Source organism: Arthrobacter sp. ISL-69 (assembly GCF_018613775.1).
Lineage (GTDB): Bacteria > Actinomycetota > Actinomycetes > Actinomycetales > Micrococcaceae > Arthrobacter.
On record NZ_JAGGPO010000021.1, the window covers coordinates 134,752 to 153,455 of the forward strand.

An 18,704-nucleotide genomic window follows, 5' to 3' on the forward strand; every position below is an offset into this window, starting at 1 on the left:
TAAGCCTATGGTGGATCAGCCCGGGGACGGCGTATATCCGGAATATTGGGAAGCCGATGTTGTTCTGCGGGACGGCGGGACGGCTCATTTGCGCCCCATCCACCCCCCTGATGCCGATGCGGTGCAGGCTTTCCATACCGGCCAATCGCAGAAGTCCATCTACATGCGGTTCTTCGCCTTCAAGGCGCGGCTCTCCAGCAAGGAACTGAAGCGCTTCACGGAGGTGGACTACAAGGACCGGGTGGCGCTGGTGATCACCATCGGCGGGGAAATCCTGGGCATCGGCCGCTACGACCGGCTGGCCGATCCCGAAGAAGCCGAGGTTGCCTTCAATATAGCCGACGCCCACCAGGGCCGCGGCATCGGGTCCATCCTGCTGGAGCACCTGGCCGCCGCTGCCCGCGAAAACGGCATCCGCAAATTCAGCGCCGAAGTACTGCCGGAAAACCGCAAGATGCTGATGGTCTTCTCCGACGCCGGATACGACGTCAAACGGCACTTCGACGACGGCGTGGTGAGCCTGGAGTTCAACATCGACCCCACGGAAAAGTCCCGGGCGGTGATGGAGGCACGTGAACACCGTGCGGAGGCGCGCAGCATCCAGGAGCTGCTGGCGCCGTCGTCGGTTGCCGTGATCGGTGCCAGCCGCAAATGGGGCACGGTGGGCTACCAGCTGCTCGAACACATCATTGAAGGCGGCTTCACCGGCCCCGTCTATGCCATCAATCCTGAAGCCCTCGAACTCGCCGGGATGTTGTCCTTCGCCCGGCTCGCCGAAGTGCCTGACGCCGTCCGGCTGGCGGTCATAGCCGTCCCGTACGAGGAAGTTCCGAAGGTGGTGGCGGACTGCGCTGCGGCGGGGGTCAAGGGCGTCGTCGTCGCCACGGCCGGGTACGCCGACGACGGCGAACGCGGGCTGGCACGGCAGCGCGAGCTGGTCCGGCAGGCCCGGTCCAACGGGATGCGCGTGATCGGCCCGGCGTCCCTCGGCATCGTCAACACCAACCCGGAGGTGTCCCTGAACGCGTCCATGGCACCGAGCCTGCCCCGCCGTGGCGGCCTGGGCCTGTTCAGCCAGTCCGCGGCCATCGGAGTGTCCCTCTACGCTGGCTCCAGCCGGCGCCGCGTGGGCATCTCCACCTTCCTCTCCGCCGGCAACCGCGCGGACGTCTCCGGCAACGACATGATGCAGTTCTGGGAAGACGACGCCGACACCGCAGCGGTGGGACTCTACCTCGAATCCATCGGCAACCCCCGCAAGTTCTCCCGCCTGGCACGGCGGCTGGCCCGCACCAAGCCCGTCATCGTGGCGAAGTCGGACGCCATGGGGCTCCAGTTGCCGCCGGGGCACGCCGTGCGCACCACCCAGGCGCCCTTCGGCGCCCTCGACGCCATGATGCGCCAGGCGGGTGTCATCCGGGTGGAAACCATTGAGCAGCTCATGGACGTCGCCCAGATCGTCTCCGGCCAGCCCCTGCCTGCCGGAGCGGACATCGCGGTGTTCAGCAACTCCCGGGCACTCGGCAAAGTGGTGGCGGACGCTGCCGCCGCGAACGGGCTGGGCGTTGAACGGATCGTCACCGACGTGGACTTCGACGCCGGTATGTCCCTGGCGCTGCCGGCCCTCCGCGAAAGCCTGGCCCGGACCCTCGCTTCCGACTCCGTCCACGCCGTGGTGATTGCTCTGCTCCCCGCACGCGGCCTCACCGTGGAGAAAATCGCGGGTGTCCTGGCAGAATGCTCGGCAGCGGCCGGGAAACCGGTGGTTGCCGCTTTCACGGGGATCCTGGACCCGTCCATCTACGTAGAGGGCATGGTCGGCGCAGAAGCAGCCACCGGGACCGTGCCCTGCTACTCCAACCCGGGCGCCGCCGTCGCGGCGCTCGCCGCCGTCGTGAGGTACGCCGAGTGGGTGGTCCGCGACAAGGGCCTGTTCGTGGAGCCCGAAGGCTGCGACCAGGAGAGCGTCAGGGCCGAACTGGAGGACCTGCTCCACGACGTCCCCGGTGAGCAGCTGGTGCAGCTCGCCCCGGCTACAGCAGCCACCCTGCTGGCCCATTACGGCATCCATGTGGTTCCCTCCGAAGGCTTCGAAACGCCCGACCAGGCCGTGGCGGCCGCGGACCGGCTGGGCTGGCCGGTGGTGCTCAAGACCATGGACCCCGCCCTGCGCCACAGGCTCGACCTTGGCGGCGTGCGGCTGGACATCCAGGACGCGGATTCCTTGCGGCGGAACATCATCCAGATGCACCGCGCCCTGGCGCCGTACGGCTCCCCATCGATGGAAATCCAGACCATGGCGCCGGTGGGTCAGGCCTGCACGTTCCGCGCCATTGAGGATCCGCTGCTGGGTCCCGTGGTGTCCTTCGGGCTGGCCGGCGACGCCGTGAACCTGCTGGAGGACTGGTCCCACCGGGTTCCACCGCTGTCCGGGGCCGACGTCCACGACTTTATTCGCGCGCCGCGGGCGTCCCGGAAACTGTTCGGCTACCAGGGGCTGCCGGCGGTGGATGTGGCGGCGCTGGAGGACATTGCCGCGCGGCTGACCAGGCTGAAGGACAACCACCCCGAAATCGCGTTGATTGAGTTCAACCCCGTGCTGGCCGGCCCCGGCGGTGCATCGATCCTGTCCGCCGATGTCCGGATCGCCAATGCCGCCCAGCGGACCGACAGCGCGCGGCGGGCAATGCGGAGCTAGCGCGGACTGCGGCCGCCGGCTGCCCGCTTGGCCGGGTTGGGACACACAGTTAGCAAGTGCACAGCCGATCTGTGAAAATGGGGTAATGACCCAGCCTCCCACGTCGAAGCCGCAAGCACCCCGCTCCGGTCACCAGGCCGCACCCAGCCACAGCGCACATGACCACGGTGCCCAGGGCCAGAGCCTCGAAGGGGCGCTCCAGCAGGCAGGCTTCTACCCCCGGCTTGTCGCCGATGTTGTTGACGACGCCCTGGACGGCCGCGACTGCATGGCGCACCTGGTGCACCTGGAAACCCATTTCGACCGCGCCGAGGTCCGCCGCCATATCACCGTGCTGGTGTTGACGGACGACATGCTGGTCATTGCACATGTTGACGACCAGCAGCTGGATGAGGCCGGGGAACAGATCGTTGCGCAGATTTCCACCGAGTCCGTGCCCGTGGCGCAGATCCGTTCCGTGGTGCTCAGCTACATGTACGCCCAGCCGCAGAACTACAAGCCGTCCGATCCCGTCCGCGAGCTGACCCTGTCCATTGCCTGGTCCGGCGGCCAGCGGCTGGACATGGGTCCGGCCAGCTGCGGCGACCCGCAGTGCGAAGCTGACCACGGCTACAGCGGCACCATCGCCCAGGAGGACATTGTGCTGCGCATCAGCGCCGAAGCCGACGGCCTGCAGGCCGTGCAGGACGCAAAGCTGTTCGCCCGGGCCCTGCGCGCTGTCAACACCGGCTCGGCCGCGCCCGTCCCGCACAGCGGCCCCGTGGCTGCGCCGCGTCCGCGCACCGGCGTTTTCGGAAACCGCCTCAGCCGCGGACACCAGCGCTGAGATGACGCCCGAAAACCCCTCAGAACCGTCAGTCATAGCCATCGCCGATGGTGCCCCGGCTCCGTCGCCGTTGCCACCGGCGCCCGCCTTCGGCCAACGGTCCATCGCGGAAGTCCTCACCAGTGCGGCAGCCAGCCTCGGAATCGACGGCTTTGAGAACAGGCTGAACCTGCCGGCGGCCAAAAGGGTGTGCGTTGTCCTGGCCGATGGCCTGGGCCGCAACCTGCTCAAACAGAAATCGGCGCACACCCCCTTCCTCCGGTCGGTGATGCAGCAGGGCCAAGGAGCCGTGCCGGTGGCTCTGGACTCCGCTTTTCCGTCCACCACTGCGTCCTCCCTCGCCAGCTTCGGCACCGGACTCCCGGCCGGTCAGCACGGCATGGTGGGCTACGACGTCCTGGACCCAGGGCAGGACAAGGTGGTCAACATGCTGGGCAACTGGGATGCCGGTGTGGACCCCCGCGAGTGGCAGCCGTTTCCCACCGTCTTCGAGCGGGCATCCGCCCACACGGACGTCAGCACCATCAGCCTTCCGCAGTTCGGGGCGTCACCCATGACGCAGGCCGCGCTGCGGGGAGGCCGGTTCATCGCCGCCAGCACCCCGCACGCCAGGACTGCCGCGGCGGCAGAAGCCATGCTTGGCGCCGACAGCTCCCTGATGTACTTCTACGTCAACGACCTGGACAAGGCCGGGCACCGCTACGGCTGCCAGTCGGCACAGTGGGAACACCAGCTCGAAGAACTGGACGCCACCGTACGGCGGCTCAACGCGACCCTGCCGCCGGGGACCACGGTCCTGCTGACGGCAGACCACGGCATGCTCGACGTCCCCGAATCGCAGCGTTTCGACTACTCCGCAGAGCCGGCCCTCATCGACGGGGTGCGGCACACAGCGGGGGAGCCCCGCATGGTGCACCTGTACCTTGAGCCCGGAGCCGGGGAGCAGCACCGCGCCCGGCTGATCGACGCCTGGCGTACCAGGTTCGGCGACAGGATCTGGGCGTTCACAAGGGAAGAGGCCGTGTCCGCCGGGCTGTTCGGCGACGTCCGGCCGGAGGTCAGCCCCCGGATCGGGGACGTTATGATCGCCGCCCGGGACGCCCTGGCGTTGTACGACACACGCCGCGTCCGTCCTACCGCCCTCGAGGTGGTGGGGCAGCACGGCTCACTGACCAAAGCAGAGCGTGAGGTTCCGCTGCTTTGCTTCCAGGCCCAGGGCAGAAAGGGTGCGCGTGGCTGAACTCGTCTTCTTCTCGGGCACCATGGACTGCGGAAAATCCACCCTCGCCCTGCAGATGGACCACAACCACCGGGCCCGGGGACGCGGCGGTGTCCGGTTCAGCCGTAACGACCGAGCCGGCGGTGCACGGATCTCCAGCCGCCTCGGGCTGGAGACGGACTGCGTAGAGGTCCTGGACACCACAGACTTCTGGGACGAGGTGATCGAGCGCCGGACCCGCGGCCTCCGCGTGGACTATCTCATCTGTGATGAAGCCCAGTTCTACTCGCCGTCGCAGGTGGAGCAGCTGGCCCGCGTTGTGGACGAGATCGACGTCGACGTGTTTGCGTTTGGCATCAGCGCGGACTTCCGCACCCGGCTGTTTCCGGGATCCCAACGGCTCATCGAACTCGCGGACCGTGTCCAGGTCCTGCAGGTGGAAGCGCTGTGCTGGTGCGGACGTCGGGCCACCCACAACGCCCGCACGGTCGACGGCGTGATGGTGACCGAAGGCGCGCAGGTAGTGGTGGGCGACGTCGATATGGCCGGCGACCCAACCGGTGCCGGCGAGGCGGACCACACTCCTGTGGTGGGGTACGAGACACTGTGCCGGCGGCACTTCATGCGGCGGGTCACGGCCCACGGGGCCAATGTCATGGCCCAGGAGGACCAGTTGCTGCCGTTCGAGGTGGACGCCTGCCTGTGGCGCGGCTCAGGGGAAATCCGCCGGAGCTGATTGGCTATGGAGGCCGCGGCAGATCAGTCGCCGCGTGCGCCGAAGACTATTTCATCCCAGCTGGGCACGCTGGAGCGCTTGGGCTTGGACGGCTGCCGTTCGGGCTGTTCAACCTCACGGTCGCTCCTGGTTTCATTCCTAGTACCGGCAAGTGCATCGTCCCGGCTCCGCCTGGGGCTCCCGCCGCCAAGTAGCTCATCCAGGCCGACGGTCGGAGCGGATTCGCGGTTCCAGCCGGACTGACGGCCGGGAGCCGCTTCCCGGACGGGCGTGGATTCAGGGGCGGTGACGGTTTCAGGCTGCGGGCTAGCGTCGGGTGCCGCCGGCACGGTGCCGGACTCCGCCGCGGCTGCCTCATCCGGATCCGTAACCGGGCTCAGCGGGGACGCCACAATCGTGATCTCTCGGGTCTCCGTGCTGACGCCGTCGTGAAGCTTCAGCCGGTCGTCGTCATCTTCGGAGTTCCGCGGAGCCAGGCTCAGGCGGGAAAGCATGGAGACGCGGCCCTCGCGTTTCCGGGTGAAGGAATCTCCCTTGGCTGCCGGAGCATCGGTTTCTTCGCCGCTTTGCGCGCCGGTTCCGCTCTCTTCGGCCTCGGGCTCCGCCACCACTTCCGACGGCCGGGGGTGGGCGGCCGGAACACCGTTGGTGAGCAGCATTGCCAGTGCGTCGTCGCCGTCTTCGTCCACACCCAGCCGCTGGCCGCGGCGCGAGCGGAGCATATCGAGAAGGCCGTCGGAATCCTTGCCGGATTGTCCCGACGCCGTCCGGGCGGCAGCCGCCTCGGCATCTGTTTCAAAGTCGAACGGGCGGTCTGAAACCGCTGACAGCCGGCGGGCTGGCACCGGGCCGTCAAGCGGCTCCAGTTCGCTCAGCTGCTGGGCCCAGCGGTTGGCGTTCTGCAACGATTTCCGGGCGGGACTGAAGGTCCACATGGCCGGAGGTTCCTCGCCGATGCTGGCGTGCCCGCCGGGTTTGGTCTCAAAGCGGGCAACCACGGTCCAGGTTCCGTCCGGGCGCCGCCAGGAGTCCCATTCCACGGTTGAGGATTCGATGCCATGGGCCGTCAGCCGGTGCGCCACCATGTCGCCCAGGGTGGCCGGGTTGTCTCCGAAGGCGGAGCGGTAGACATCATGGCCGGGGGCGGGTGAAGCCACTTCGATCTTCCGGGCCTGCTGGGCTACGTACTCCCGTTCGGCGAGCACCGGGCCCTCGTAGCGCTGGACCTTGGCCAGCGGAATGCCCGAGAGTTCTGAAACTTCGGCAGCCGTGGCACCGCTTCTGATGCGGGCCTGGATATCCCGAGGGGACATGGCGACGGGCGCAGCTGTAGCAGCACCCCGCGCCGGAGAGCGGCTGGCCGCGAGCCGGAGAGCTTCGTCGATCGGCAGCTGGAACATCTCGCCGCCGGTGCCGCTCAACAGGAGATGCCCTCCGTCGTCGTGGACGCCTACAAGCCGTAGATCCTGCATACAAATCCTCCACCCTGGCATTACTGACATTCGAAACTCTGCCATCCGGCAGCCGTCTTTCCGGGGAGGGGAGAGGGCGCGCCGCGATATTCCGCGACTTTCCAGGCAGTACCGTGCGCTGGGCCTGCCTCCAGCCGCCCGCCAGCCACCCTCCGGCAGGTCTCCGCCGGGAAGCAACCGGAAAACTCTCGCTTTCACGGTCCGCTTAGGGAAAAATGGGCGCCTAAGTCGGGCACAAAACCGGGCAATCCAGCGTTTACATCGGTGAACCGGACCAGGGGACAGCCAAAGGGCGCAATTGCCCGCAAGGACAGTCCCCAGGACCCGGCGATCCAACCGAACAAAGCGGAGTGTGAGCAGACAATAATGGCGACAGATTACGATGCGCCGCGGAAATCAGAAGAGGACCTGAACGAAGATTCCATTGAGGAATTGAAGACCCGGCGCTCGGACAAGCCAACGGCTGTGGTGGATGTAGACGAGACCGACCTGGCTGAAGGCTATGAACTCCCGGGTGCTGACCTGTCCGGCGAGGAACTCCTGGTCCGCGTCATGCCGGCCCAGGCTGATGAATTCACCTGCTCGTCATGCTTCCTTGTCCGTCACCGCTCGCAGATCGCCCGCGAAAAGGACGGGTTGCTCTTCTGCAAGGACTGCGAGGGCTGACAGGGCCGGCGGGAGTCGGTACTGCAATGCGACTCATGCCCTGCGCCGGCCGCCTTTACGTGTTGGTGAGGGCCGCCGTTAGTTGTGCCGGCCGCCGCGTGGACGTGAGCCAGTACGGCGTGGGATCGGAGGGATCCGTGATCTCGATCCTGACCACGGGGTCCACCCAGCCGCGGATGCAGAGATAGGCCAGTCCGTTCAGGCGGGTGCCGCGTTCGGCCGTGGCCTCCTTGCCGCTGAACGGCGTCACCGTACCGATGTAACGGCGCTCGATGGTGGCCCGCCCTACCTGGAGCGTTTCCGCGGTGACCGTGATCGACGGCGTGGACATGATGAGCAGAACCGCGATGATGACGAAGAGCACCACGGCCGCCGTAATCCCGGCCGCAATGCTAATCGGGGCGAACACCAGGATGCCGGCGCCGGAGAGTCCGGCTGCCACCAGCCAGATCCACAGATTGGGGTGGAGCTTCTCGCTGTATAGAACGGTAGTTCCATGGGGTGTGCTGTTGGGGGCAGGCACAGCTGCACTAGATTCCGGCATAGCCCCAGCTTTCCACCTTTTCCGGGGTATTTCACCTTGGCTTCAGCGCCGGCCTCGGCCCGCGGCGGCTAGGCCCAAGGCCGTTACGGGCGTTAGAGTGAATGACTGTGACTGAAGAAACTGCAGCCGTGAGTACTTTGCCGCCGAACTCCCTGGAAGGCAGCGCCGGTGCCTACGGATCGCCCACCCTGTCGGTCCAGCTGAAAATGCTCGACGCCGGCCTCGAAGCCCCCTCCTACGCCCACCCCGGCGACGCCGGAGCGGACCTCTGTGCCCGCGAGGACGTGGTCCTCGAACCGGGTGAGCGCCGGCTGGTGCCCACCGGGGTCTCCATCGCCTTGCCTAACGGCTACGTCGCCCTCATCCACCCGCGCTCGGGGCTCGCCACCAAACACGGCCTGACAGTGGTCAACGCCCCGGGAACGGTCGACGCCGGATACCGCGGCGAGATCGCCGTGACCCTCCTGAACACGGACCGCGAGAAGGCCATTGAGCTTCGGCGCGGCGATAGAATTGCCCAGATGGTCATTCAACGCGTGGAGTACGCGCAGTTTGTGGCCGTTGCGGAATTGAGCGACTCGGTCCGCGGTGACGGCGGCTTCGGTTCCACCGGCGGATTCGCGGCACCGCAGGCCTAGCCCCCGGCGCTGCTGGCTTTGCCGGTACTGCCCGGCTTTGCCGGTGCTGCATGACTTACCGCGCTGCCCAGGTGGCACGGCGGGACAAGATCACAACTAAGGAGACAACCCGATGGTTTTTGGGCGTGGCAAGAAGGCCAAGAAGGACCAGGCAGCAGAGCCCGGGGACACCCTTGAGACTGCAGAGGCCGTTGCCGCGGAAAGCACGGGCCGGGAAGCCACGGGGCCTTTCGACGTCTCGGAAATCGACAGCACCAATGGATATGTGGACCTCGGCGCCCTCCTGATTGCACCCCGTGAAGGACTCCAGCTGCGCCTCGAGGTCGAGGAAGCCACGCAGCGGGTTGTGGCCGTCACCATGGACCTCGAAGGTTCGAGCCTGCAGCTCCAGGCCTTCGCTGCCCCGCGCAGCGAGGGACTCTGGGATGAAATCCGTGAGCAGATCGGACAGTCCGTGGGAAGCCAGGGCGGCCAGGTCGAAGAGGTCCCCGGAGCCTTCGGCACCGAGCTGGTGGCGAAGCTTCCGGCAGGCACGGGCGACGGCGCCGGCGGCTACCGCGTGGCCCGGTTCATCGGCGTCGACGGTCCCCGCTGGTTCCTGCGCGGCGTTCTGGGCGGCGAGGCTGCCATTGACCGCGACGCCGCCGCAAACCTTGAATCCCTGTTCCGGCAGATCGTGGTGGTCCGGGGCGAGAGCCCGATGCCGCCGCGTGACCTGCTTCAGCTCCGCCTGCCGAAGGACTCGAGCCCTCAGCCGCCGCAGGGCGCACCCGACTTCGAGCAGCCCGAGCGCGGACCGGAGATCACCCAGATTGGCTGACCCGGCCGGCGTATTTCCGCAGCCCGAACACTCCATCAGTGGATTGCCGGACCGTGGACGTGTGCTGTGCCGTGGCTTTATCGAATCCGTGACCTACGTTCCGGCCACGCAGGTGGCCTCGTTCACCGCGATCGTCACGGACCACGATGTCCCGCGAGGCAAGGTGGGCTTCGTCCCGGCCGCCGTGGAGCCGCCGACGGCGCGGAAACCCGGGGGACGGGGCCGCCGCGACCGGCTGCGGGTCGTATGGCTCGGCCGGCGGCGGGTTTCCGGCGTGGATCCCGGCTGCGAGCTTCGGCTGGAAGGCATGCTGACGTTCCGCGACGGCCTTCCCACCATGTTCAATCCCCGCTACGAAATACTGTCCCGCCAGGAGAACCAATGACGCCGTCCGAGAACCCGGATCCCGCTGCCGGGCCCGCCAAGCCGCGGCCCACACCGGAGACCCCTTCAATGGCCGACTTCGCGGAAGACTACGCGGTCAAGGCCGGGCTGCACCGGTCCAAGGACGGCAGCATAGACGTGCTCAAGAGCGCCGGCGGGGTACAGGGCATCGCCGAGAGCATTCTTCCCGGCCTCATGTTCCTGGTGGCCTTCACCATAACGCGCGAGCTGCCACTCTCCCTGATTGCCGCCCTGGCGGCGGCGGCCGCTTTCACCGTGGCGCGGCTGGTCCAGCGGCGTCCGCTGACCCAGGCACTCGCCGGGATCGCCGGCGTCGGCATCTCCGCGTGGCTGGCCAACACCACCGGCAAGGCGGAGGACTTCTATGTCCTCGGATTCCTTACCAACGCCGCCTACATCACCGGGATGGTGATTTCCATCGCGCTCCGCTGGCCCATTGCAGGGCTGCTGTTCGGATTCATCCGGAACGAGGGCCTGGAGTGGCGCAAGGATCCCGCCCGCGTCCGGGCCTACCGCCTGGGCACGTGGGTGATCGTGGCCGTCCTCGCGCTGCGGCTGCTGGTCCAGGTGCCCCTGTATCTCCTCGGCGAGCAGGGACTGGCAGGCCTCGCGACCACGCGGCTCATCATGGGTGCCCCGCTGTACATCCTGGGCATCTGGGTTGCGTGGCTCATCACCAAGCCCGTGGCCCCGGCGTCGCCATCAGCGCAGCCGAGTGATCCTTCGCAGCCGGGTTCGCCGCCACAGCACTAGCCGTCGAAGCCGTCTTCGTCCGGAGCCTGCTGCTCCGGCCGTTCGGCGGTATCCGGGTGCCCGTCGTCTGATCCGTGCTGCCGGTCCGGTTCGTGGTCCTGCTGCTGGTCGGGGGACAGCAGCGCACGGAGGCCGTCTTCAGCGGCGATGGTGGTGACGAAAAACAGTTCGTCGCCGCCGTCGAGGACGTCGTCCCGGCTGGGCGTGATGGGCGCCTGGTCCCGGAGGATCGCCACGAGCGTGGAGTCTTCGGGCCAGTCGATGCCCCCCACGGTGAGCCCGATGACATGCGAGTCGTGGGGCACCGTGAACTCCACGAGGGACGAAACGCCCGTCTGCAGGGTGAGCAGCCGGACGAGGTCACCGATTTCCACCGCTTCCTCAACCAGCGCGGTCATGAGCTGCGGAGTGTTGACGGCGACATCGACACCCCACGAATCGTTGAACATCCAGTCGTTCTTGGGGTTGTTGACGCGCCCGACAGTACGGCCGACGCCGAACTCGGTCTTCGCCAGCAGGGACACCACAAGGTTGACCTTGTCGTCGCCCGTGGCGGAAACCACCACTTCGGCGTCTTCGAGCTTGGCGTCCTGGAGTGTGCTCAGCTCGCAGGCATCCCCGACCAGCCAGTGCGCGCCCCGGAGCCCGCTGCGCCCGATGACTTCCGGTTTCAGGTCGATCAGCAGGATCTCGTGCTTGTGGGCGAGGAGCTCACGGGCGATCGAGGAACCGACGCTGCCTGCCCCGACGATGACGACTTTCACTTACTGCTCCTTGGGGGGTTCTTTGGCGAGAATGTGGCCGACTTCGGCGCTTCGGTCCACGCGCAGCATGGCATGGACCGTGTCGCCCTCCTGGTAGGACGTACCTGCCCCGGGCAGCATGCCTTCGCCGAACCGGGTCAGGTAGGCAACCCGGATTCCGGCCACCTTCTCGATTTCGGCCACGGCGTGGCCAACCCAGGAGGGGTCGAGGTCGATTTCGGCGAGGACCAGTCGGCCCGACGGCTCACGGAAGTCCCCGGCGAGGTGCTGTTCGGGCAGGATCCGGCGCAGCACCTGGTCTGCGCTCCACCGCACCGCCGCGACCGTGGGAATGCCCAGCCGCTGGTAGATTTCGGCCCGGCCTGGGTCGTAGATCCTGGCCACGACGTGGGGCACGTGGAACGTCTCGCGGGCAACCCGGGTGGCCAGGATATTGGAGTTGTCACCGCTGGAGACTGCGGCGAAGGCGTAGGCCTCGCTCACGCCTGCCTGCTTCAGGGTTTCCCGGTCGAACCCGACTCCGGTCACCTTGCGGCCGGAAAACCCGGTGCGGAGCCTGCGGAAGGCACGGTCGTCCTGGTCGATGATGGCCACCGAGTGGCCCGCATCCTCGAGGGTGTGCGCCAGTGTTGCTCCCACGCGCCCACAACCCATGATCACGAAGTGCGCCACCCGTGCCTCCTCAGTCATTTTTCCTGTTGCTCCGTAAGACTCTACCGGCCCGCCGGGCCGCCCTGCCCAGCGTCCGGCAGATCCCTCCCGGCGCCCCCGGAGACACCGTGCGGAGGCCATCATGACATCGCGTCCGAATCAGACTAGCTTTGTGGGGTGCTGACAATATTGAATGCCGTGAAGCGGGTGCTCGTGGGGAGGCCCTTCCGGAACGACCGGCTGGCCCACACGCTGTTGCCCAAGCGGATCGCGCTTCCGGTTTTCGCCTCAGACGCGCTGTCCTCGGTGGCTTATGCGCCCGATGAAATCCTGCTGACCCTGGCCCTGGCAGGTGTCAGTGCGGTGGCGTTCTCACCGTGGGTGGGACTCGCCGTCATGGTGGTTTTGCTCACGGTCGTGGCCTCCTACCGCCAGAACGTGCACGCCTACCCGTCCGGCGGGGGCGACTACGAAATAGCCAACGTCAACCTGGGCAAATACGCCGGCCTGACTGTTGCGTCGGCACTCCTGGTGGACTACGTGCTCACCGTCGCCGTCTCGATGTCATCGGCCGCGACGTACCTCACCACCGCAGTTCCGGCACTTCACGGCCAGCAGGCGCTGATTGCCACCGTGGGCGTGGCCATCCTGGCTCTCGTGAACCTGCGCGGGATCAAGGAAGCCGGCAGCGTCTTCGCCGTTCCCACGTACATCTTCATGGCATCCATCCTGGGCATGACCGCCATCGGCGTCTTCCAGGCTGTCACCGGCCAGCTGGGGGAGGCCCCGTCCGCAGACTTCACGATCGTGCCGCAGGCCGGTTTCGACGAGGGGCTGGTGGGGCTGGCCGGCGCCTTCCTGCTGCTCCGGGCGTTCTCCTCGGGTGCCGCGGCCCTGACCGGCGTGGAAGCCATCAGCAACGGCGTCCCCAACTTCCAGAAACCCAAGAGCAAGAACGCGGCAACCACCCTGCTCCTGCTCGGCCTCATCGCCTCCTCCATGCTGGCCGGCATCATCTACCTCGCGAATGCCACCAAGGTGCACATCGTCCTGGACCCGGCCACGGAATTCCTGGTCAACGGGCAGCCCCTCCCGGAGGACTACATCCAAAGCCCAGCCATCAGCCAGATAGCCCAGACCATCTTCGGCCCCGGCTCGCTGCTGTTCTACATCGTGGTGGCCGCGACGGGCGTGATCCTGGTTTTTGCCTCCAACACCGCCTTCAACGGCTTCCCGGTCCTAGGATCCATCCTGGCGCAGGACGGCTACCTGCCGCGCCAGCTGCGCACGCGCGGTGACCGCCTGGCCTTCAGCAACGGCGTCCTGGCCCTCGCCGCCGGCGCCCTGGTGCTCATCCTGGCCTTCAACGCCGACGTCACCAAGCTCATCCAGCTCTACATCGTGGGCGTTTTCATTTCCTTCACGGCAAGCCAGCTCGGCATGGTCAGGCACTGGGGGCGCGAACTGAAGCTGGCGCGGGACAAGACGGTTCGCCGCCGGATGCTCAAGTCGCGCACCATCAACATGATCGGGTTCGGCATGACCGCCCTGGTCCTCACCATCGTCCTGATCACCAAGTTTGAGCAGGGAGCCTGGATCGCCCTGCTGGCGATGTTCGTGCTGTTCCTCATCATGTGGAGCATCCGCGCGCACTACGACAACGTAGCCAAGGAACTCGCAGTGGACGAGGATTCCTCGCCGCGCGCCCTGCCGTCCCGGGTCCATGCCGTGCTGCTGGTTTCGCACGTCCGCAAGCCCGTTCTGCGGGCCCTGGCCTACGCCCGCGCGTCGCGGCCGTCGAGGCTCGACGCCATCACAGTGGACATCAACTCCGACGAAACCGCCCACACACTTGCCGACTGGGAAAAACTGGAGATTCCGGTGCCGCTCACCGTTCTCGCCAGCCCGTACCGGGAAACCGTGACGCCCATCATGGAGTATGTGAAGAACATGCGGCGGGATTCGCCGCGCGACCTCATCGTCGTCTACATCCCCGAGTACGTCGTGGGCAAGTGGTGGGAACAACTGGTCCATAACCAGACCGCCCTGCGTATCAAGACCCGTCTCCATTTCGAGCCGGGAGTCATGGTGGCCAGTGTGCCCTGGCAGCTGAAATCGTCCGAAGAAGCAAAGAAAATGCAGGATATCCAATGAGCTCCGAGACCCAGACCCGCACACATGCCGAACTCGTGGTGGATATCGGGCCCATAGCCCACGGGGGGCACTGCGTTGCCCGCCACGAAGGCCGCGTGGTGTTCGTCCGCCACGCCATCCCGGGCGAAAGAGCCCGGATCCGGCTGACCGACGCCGGCGAGGGATCCAAATTCTGGCGTGCCGACGTCGTGGAAGTGCTCGAGGCCTCGCCCGAACGGGTACCCCATTTCTGGCACCTGGCGGACTCCTTGCGGTCGTGGTCCCACGGCCACGCGCCCGTGGGCGGTGCGGAGCTGGGCCACGTGTCCCTCGAGCACCAACGGGGCCTCAAGGCTGCAGTCCTGGCCGAACAGCTGAAGCGGCTGGCCGGCGTCGAACATCCCCCGGTGTGGACGGACCCCGCAGGGCGCGGGAACATCGTTGAACCGGTGGGTGAAGCGGCGGCCGCCGGCACAGCGGACGCACCCGGCCTGGGCTGGCGCACCAGGGCAAGCTTTGCCGTAACGCCGGGCGGCAAGCTGGGCATGCACGCCCACCGTTCCGACCAGGTCATTCCCGTCCGCGAGATGCCGCTGGCTGTGGCTGGCATCAACGACCTCCGGCTGTGGGACATCGACCTCCAGGGCATTGAGCGCGTGGAAGTTGCCGCTCCGGCCAACGGATCGCGCCCGCTGGTACTGCTGGCTCCGGCCGCAGGCACGCGGGCGAAGCGCCTCAGCGCCATCCTGGCCCAGCTGCCCGCCGACGTTTCGGTGGCCAGCTTCGACCCGGCCAAGGGCGAGGCGCTCCAGCTGCGCGGGCGCACCTGGGTGCAGGAGTCGGCCGCGGGCCACGAGTACCGGGTCACGGGGGAGGGCTTCTGGCAGATCCACCGGGACGCACCGGACACGCTCGTCGGCGCGGTCAGGGACTTCCTTCACGACGGCGGCTACCTGGAACCGGGCGCGGTGGTGGCGGACCTGTACGCAGGCGCCGGGCTGTTCACGGCCGCGCTGGCCGACGCCGTGGGCGTCACCGGTTCCGTGCTGTCCGTCGAGGGCGCCCCCGGCACCAGCCGGGATGCCCGGAAGAACCTGCACGGCGCACCGCAGGTGGAGATCGTGCAGGGACGGGTGGAACGCGTGCTGCGCCAAACGCCCCGCAACTTCGACGCCCTGGTGCTCGACCCGCCGAGGGCAGGCGCGGGCAAGGCAGTGGTCAGCCAGCTGATGGCGGCAGGTCCCCGGGCCATCGCTTACGTGTCCTGCGACCCGGCGTCGTTCGCCCGGGACCTGGGGTACTTCCAGCAGGGCGGCTGGTCACTTGCCGGGCTGCGGGCCTTCGACCTGTATCCGCACACCCACCACATGGAGACAGTGGCGTTGCTGACGCCCCGCCTCTGATGTGACTAGGATGGGCGTAGTAGTCCCACGTCGCGCGCCGGATTCCCGGCTGACCCCATGCTCTTTTGTATGACCTTGCACTAATTAGGATGGCCTAACTAGCAAGCGGTCAACCGCGCGACAAAGATGAAACTGTTGCGAGAGGAGTCCTGCGATGAGCATTGTGGACAGCTTCGGTTCAAAAGGCAAACTTAATGTAGCCGGTACCGAATACGAAATTTTCCGGTTGAACTCCGTTGAAGGTGCAGAAAACCTTCCGTTCAGCCTCAAGGTATTGCTTGAAAACCTGTTGAGGACCGAGGACGGCGCGAACATCACGGCCGATCACGTCCGAGCACTGGCCGGCTGGGATCCCAACGCCCAGCCCGACACTGAAATCCAGTTCACGCCGGCGCGCGTGATCATGCAGGACTTCACTGGCGTGCCCTGTGTTGTCGACCTCGCCACCATGCGTGAGGCCGTCAAGGAGCTCGGCGGTGACCCCAAGCGGGTGAACCCGCTGGCACCTGCCGAGATGGTGATCGACCACTCGGTGCAGATCGACGCATTCGGTAACTCCGGCGCACTGGAGCGCAACATGGAGATCGAATACCAGCGAAATGGTGAGCGTTACCAGTTCCTGCGCTGGGGCCAGACCGCGTTTGACGACTTCAAGGTCGTCCCGCCGGGAACCGGCATTGTGCACCAGGTCAACATCGAGTACCTGGCCCGCACGGTCATGACCCGCGAAATTGGTGGCGTCCTGCGTGCCTACCCGGACACCTGCGTCGGCACCGACTCGCACACCACCATGGTCAACGGCCTGGGCGTGCTGGGCTGGGGCGTTGGCGGCATCGAGGCCGAGGCCGCAATGCTGGGCCAGCCCGTTTCCATGCTGATCCCGCGCGTCGTGGGCTTCAAGCTGACCGGTTCCATCCCGGCCGGCGCCACCGCCACCGACGTCGTCCTCACCATCACCGAGCAGCTGCGCAAGCACGGTGTTGTGGGCAAGTTCGTGGAGTTCTACGGCGAGGGTGTGGCGGCAGTGCCGCTGGCCAACCGCGCCACCATCGGCAACATGAGCCCGGAGTTCGGCTCCACGGCCGCCATGTTCCCGATCGACGACGTCACCATCGAGTACCTGCGCCTCACCGGCCGCTCCGAGCAGAACGTTGCACTCGTGGAGGCCTACGCGAAGGAACAGGGCCTCTGGCACGATCCTTCGCACGAGATCAAGTTCTCCGAGTACCTCGAGCTGGACCTGTCCACGGTTGTTCCCTCCATCTCCGGCCCGAAGCGTCCCCAGGACCGCATCGAGCTCACGGATGCCAAGGAGCAGTTCCGCAAGGACATCCACAACTACGTGAGCATCGAAGACGGCAGCGTCGACGAGTCCCTGGAAGAATCCTTCCCGGCCTCCGATCCGCCCTCGTTCACCCACGCTGATTCCCACACCACGGAAACCGCACGCGTGGTCTCCGCAGCGAACGGTGCCCAGGGACGTCCTTCCACCCCGGTGCACGTTGTCACCGAAGACGGCCGCGAGTTCGAGCTGGACCACGGAGCGGTGTCCATCGCCTCGATCACGTCCTGCACCAACACGTCCAACCCGTCCGTGATGCTCGCCGCAGCGCTGCTGGCGCGCAACGCCGTGGACAAGGGCCTGACCTCGAAGCCGTGGGTCAAGACCTCAGTGGCTCCCGGTTCCAAGGTAGTCACCGACTACTACGAGAAGTCCGGCCTCACCCCGTACCTGGAGAAGCTCGGCTTCTACATCGTGGGCTACGGCTGCGCCACCTGCATCGGTAACTCGGGCCCGCTCGACGCCGAAATCTCCGAGGCCATCCAGGCCAACGACCTTTCCGTCACCGCCGTGCTGTCCGGTAACCGCAACTTCGAAGGCCGGATCAACCCGGACGTGAAGATGAACTACCTGGCCTCCCCGCCGCTGGTCATCGCCTACGCCCTGGCCGGTTCCATGGACTTCGACTTCGACACGGATTCACTCGGACAGGACGAAGCAGGCAACGAGGTCTTCCTGAAGGACATCTGGCCGAACCCGGTCGAGGTCCAGCAGGTCATCGATTCCTCCATCGACAAGGAAATGTTCGCCCGCGGCTACGAGGGCGTCTTCGACGGCGACGACCGCTGGAAGGCCCTCGACACCCCGGCCGGCGACACCTTCGCCTGGGATCCGAAGTCCACTTACGTGCGGAAGCCCCCGTACTTCGAGGGCATGAAGGCGAAGCCGGAGCCCGTCACCGACATCTCCGGTGCCCGCGTGCTGCTCAAGCTCGGCGATTCCGTCACCACGGACCACATCTCCCCGGCGGGTTCCTTCAAGTCGGACACCCCGGCCGGCCAGTACCTCCTGGCCAACGGTGTGGAGCGCAAGGACTTCAACTCCTACGGTTCACGCCGTGGCAACCACGAAGTCATGATCCGCGGCACCTTCGCGAACATCCGCATCAAGAACCAGCTGCTGGACGGCGTCGAAGGCGGTTTCACCCGCGACTTCACGCAGGCAGACGGCCCCCAGGCCTATGTCTACGACGCCGCCCAGAACTACCAGGCAGCCGGCACCCCGCTGGTGGTCCTGGCAGGCAAGGAGTACGGCTCCGGTTCGTCCCGTGACTGGGCTGCCAAGGGCACCGCGCTCCTGGGCGTCAAGGCTGTCGTGGCCGAAAGCTACGAGCGCATCCACCGCTCCAACCTGATCGGCATGGGCGTCCTGCCGCTGCAGTTCCCGGCCGGCGAATCAGCTGCCACCCTGGGCCTGACCGGTACGGAAACCTTCGCAGTCGAGGGCGTCACCGCCCTGAACGAAGGCACCACGCCGAAAACGCTCAAGGTCACCGCCACGGCCGAAGACGGCTCCGCCAAGTCCTTCGATGCGGTCCTCCGCATCGATACCCCGGGCGAGGCCGACTACTACCGCAACGGCGGCATCCTGCAGTACGTGCTGCGCCAGATCTCCGCTAACTAGCGGCAGCGGGC

Annotated in this window: 16 protein-coding genes; 12 read left to right on the forward strand and 4 right to left on the reverse strand. The window is 66.7% G+C overall.

Annotated features, from left to right (window positions below; genetic code table 11):
- Positions 1–7 precede the first annotated feature (7 nt).
- The 4 genes from J7I79_RS16285 (at position 8) to J7I79_RS16300 (ending at position 5,479) form a co-directional block, all read left to right on the forward strand.
- On the forward strand, positions 8–2,698 hold the full coding sequence (locus tag J7I79_RS16285) for a GNAT family N-acetyltransferase (protein ID WP_214954924.1): 2,691 nt from the start codon (positions 8–10) through the stop codon (positions 2,696–2,698).
- 85 nt (positions 2,699–2,783) lie between these two features.
- Entirely contained in the window at positions 2,784–3,524 is a 741-nt protein-coding gene (locus J7I79_RS16290; RefSeq protein ID WP_104174958.1) for a DUF5998 family protein, read from the forward strand.
- A gap of 1 nt (position 3,525) precedes the next feature.
- Positions 3,526–4,764 (forward strand): alkaline phosphatase family protein, encoded by a 1,239-nt coding sequence (locus J7I79_RS16295; RefSeq protein WP_214954926.1) that lies wholly within the window; start codon positions 3,526–3,528, stop codon positions 4,762–4,764.
- On the forward strand, positions 4,757–5,479 hold the full coding sequence (locus J7I79_RS16300; RefSeq protein WP_214954928.1) for a thymidine kinase: 723 nt from the start codon (positions 4,757–4,759) through the stop codon (positions 5,477–5,479). The genes J7I79_RS16295 and J7I79_RS16300 overlap by 8 nt, the downstream gene beginning before the upstream one ends.
- Positions 5,480–5,502: 23 nt before the next feature.
- Here J7I79_RS16300 and sepH read toward each other — a convergent pair whose 3' ends face one another.
- Entirely contained in the window at positions 5,503–6,951 is a 1,449-nt protein-coding gene (gene sepH / locus J7I79_RS16305) for a septation protein SepH (RefSeq protein ID WP_214954930.1), read from the reverse strand.
- Between the two features lie 366 nt (positions 6,952–7,317).
- On the opposite strand from sepH, the gene J7I79_RS16310 reads away from it, so the two are divergent.
- Positions 7,318–7,617 (forward strand): DUF4193 domain-containing protein, encoded by a 300-nt coding sequence (locus J7I79_RS16310; protein ID WP_214954932.1) that lies wholly within the window; start codon positions 7,318–7,320, stop codon positions 7,615–7,617.
- Between the two features lie 55 nt (positions 7,618–7,672).
- Here J7I79_RS16310 and J7I79_RS16315 read toward each other — a convergent pair whose 3' ends face one another.
- Complete coding sequence (locus J7I79_RS16315) at positions 7,673–8,161, reverse strand: DUF3093 domain-containing protein (protein ID WP_214954934.1); 489 nt, start codon at positions 8,159–8,161, stop codon at positions 7,673–7,675.
- A gap of 107 nt (positions 8,162–8,268) precedes the next feature.
- Here J7I79_RS16315 and dut point away from each other — a divergent pair, with 107 nt between their 5' ends.
- The 4 genes from dut to J7I79_RS16335 all read left to right on the forward strand — a co-directional run bounded on the left by dut (position 8,269) and on the right by J7I79_RS16335 (position 10,777).
- Positions 8,269–8,799 carry a dUTP diphosphatase gene (gene dut / locus J7I79_RS16320; protein WP_214954936.1) on the forward strand — a complete coding sequence of 177 codons (531 nt, stop codon included), beginning with the start codon at positions 8,269–8,271 and terminating at the stop codon, positions 8,797–8,799.
- Between the two features lie 112 nt (positions 8,800–8,911).
- Complete coding sequence (locus J7I79_RS16325; protein ID WP_214954938.1) at positions 8,912–9,619, forward strand: DUF3710 domain-containing protein; 708 nt, start codon at positions 8,912–8,914, stop codon at positions 9,617–9,619.
- Entirely contained in the window at positions 9,612–10,004 is a 393-nt protein-coding gene (locus tag J7I79_RS16330) for a hypothetical protein (protein WP_214954940.1), read from the forward strand. Before J7I79_RS16325 ends, J7I79_RS16330 begins: the two co-directional genes overlap by 8 nt.
- Entirely contained in the window at positions 10,001–10,777 is a 777-nt protein-coding gene (locus J7I79_RS16335; protein ID WP_214954941.1) for a DUF3159 domain-containing protein, read from the forward strand. The genes J7I79_RS16330 and J7I79_RS16335 overlap by 4 nt, the downstream gene beginning before the upstream one ends.
- Here J7I79_RS16335 and J7I79_RS16340 read toward each other — a convergent pair.
- Both J7I79_RS16340 and J7I79_RS16345 read right to left on the reverse strand, forming a co-directional pair.
- A complete protein-coding gene (locus J7I79_RS16340) occupies positions 10,774–11,541 on the reverse strand; it encodes a TrkA family potassium uptake protein (protein WP_214954942.1) in 768 nt (255 codons plus the stop codon). The two genes, J7I79_RS16335 and J7I79_RS16340, sit on opposite strands and share 4 nt — an antisense overlap.
- Complete coding sequence (locus J7I79_RS16345) at positions 11,542–12,213, reverse strand: TrkA family potassium uptake protein (protein ID WP_104174975.1); 672 nt, start codon at positions 12,211–12,213, stop codon at positions 11,542–11,544.
- 156 nt (positions 12,214–12,369) lie between these two features.
- Here J7I79_RS16345 and J7I79_RS16350 point away from each other — a divergent pair, with 156 nt between their 5' ends.
- From J7I79_RS16350 to acnA, 3 genes are all read left to right on the forward strand, one after another.
- Positions 12,370–14,346 (forward strand): APC family permease, encoded by a 1,977-nt coding sequence (locus tag J7I79_RS16350; protein ID WP_214954944.1) that lies wholly within the window; start codon positions 12,370–12,372, stop codon positions 14,344–14,346.
- Positions 14,343–15,728, forward strand: a complete 1,386-nt coding sequence (locus tag J7I79_RS16355; protein WP_214954946.1) for a class I SAM-dependent RNA methyltransferase — start codon at positions 14,343–14,345, stop codon at positions 15,726–15,728. Before J7I79_RS16350 ends, J7I79_RS16355 begins: the two co-directional genes overlap by 4 nt.
- A 154-nt stretch (positions 15,729–15,882) precedes the next feature.
- Positions 15,883–18,693: an aconitate hydratase AcnA gene (acnA, locus tag J7I79_RS16360; RefSeq protein ID WP_214954949.1), complete on the forward strand. Its 2,811-nt coding sequence runs from the start codon at positions 15,883–15,885 to the stop codon at positions 18,691–18,693.
- Positions 18,694–18,704: the final 11 nt, after the last annotated feature.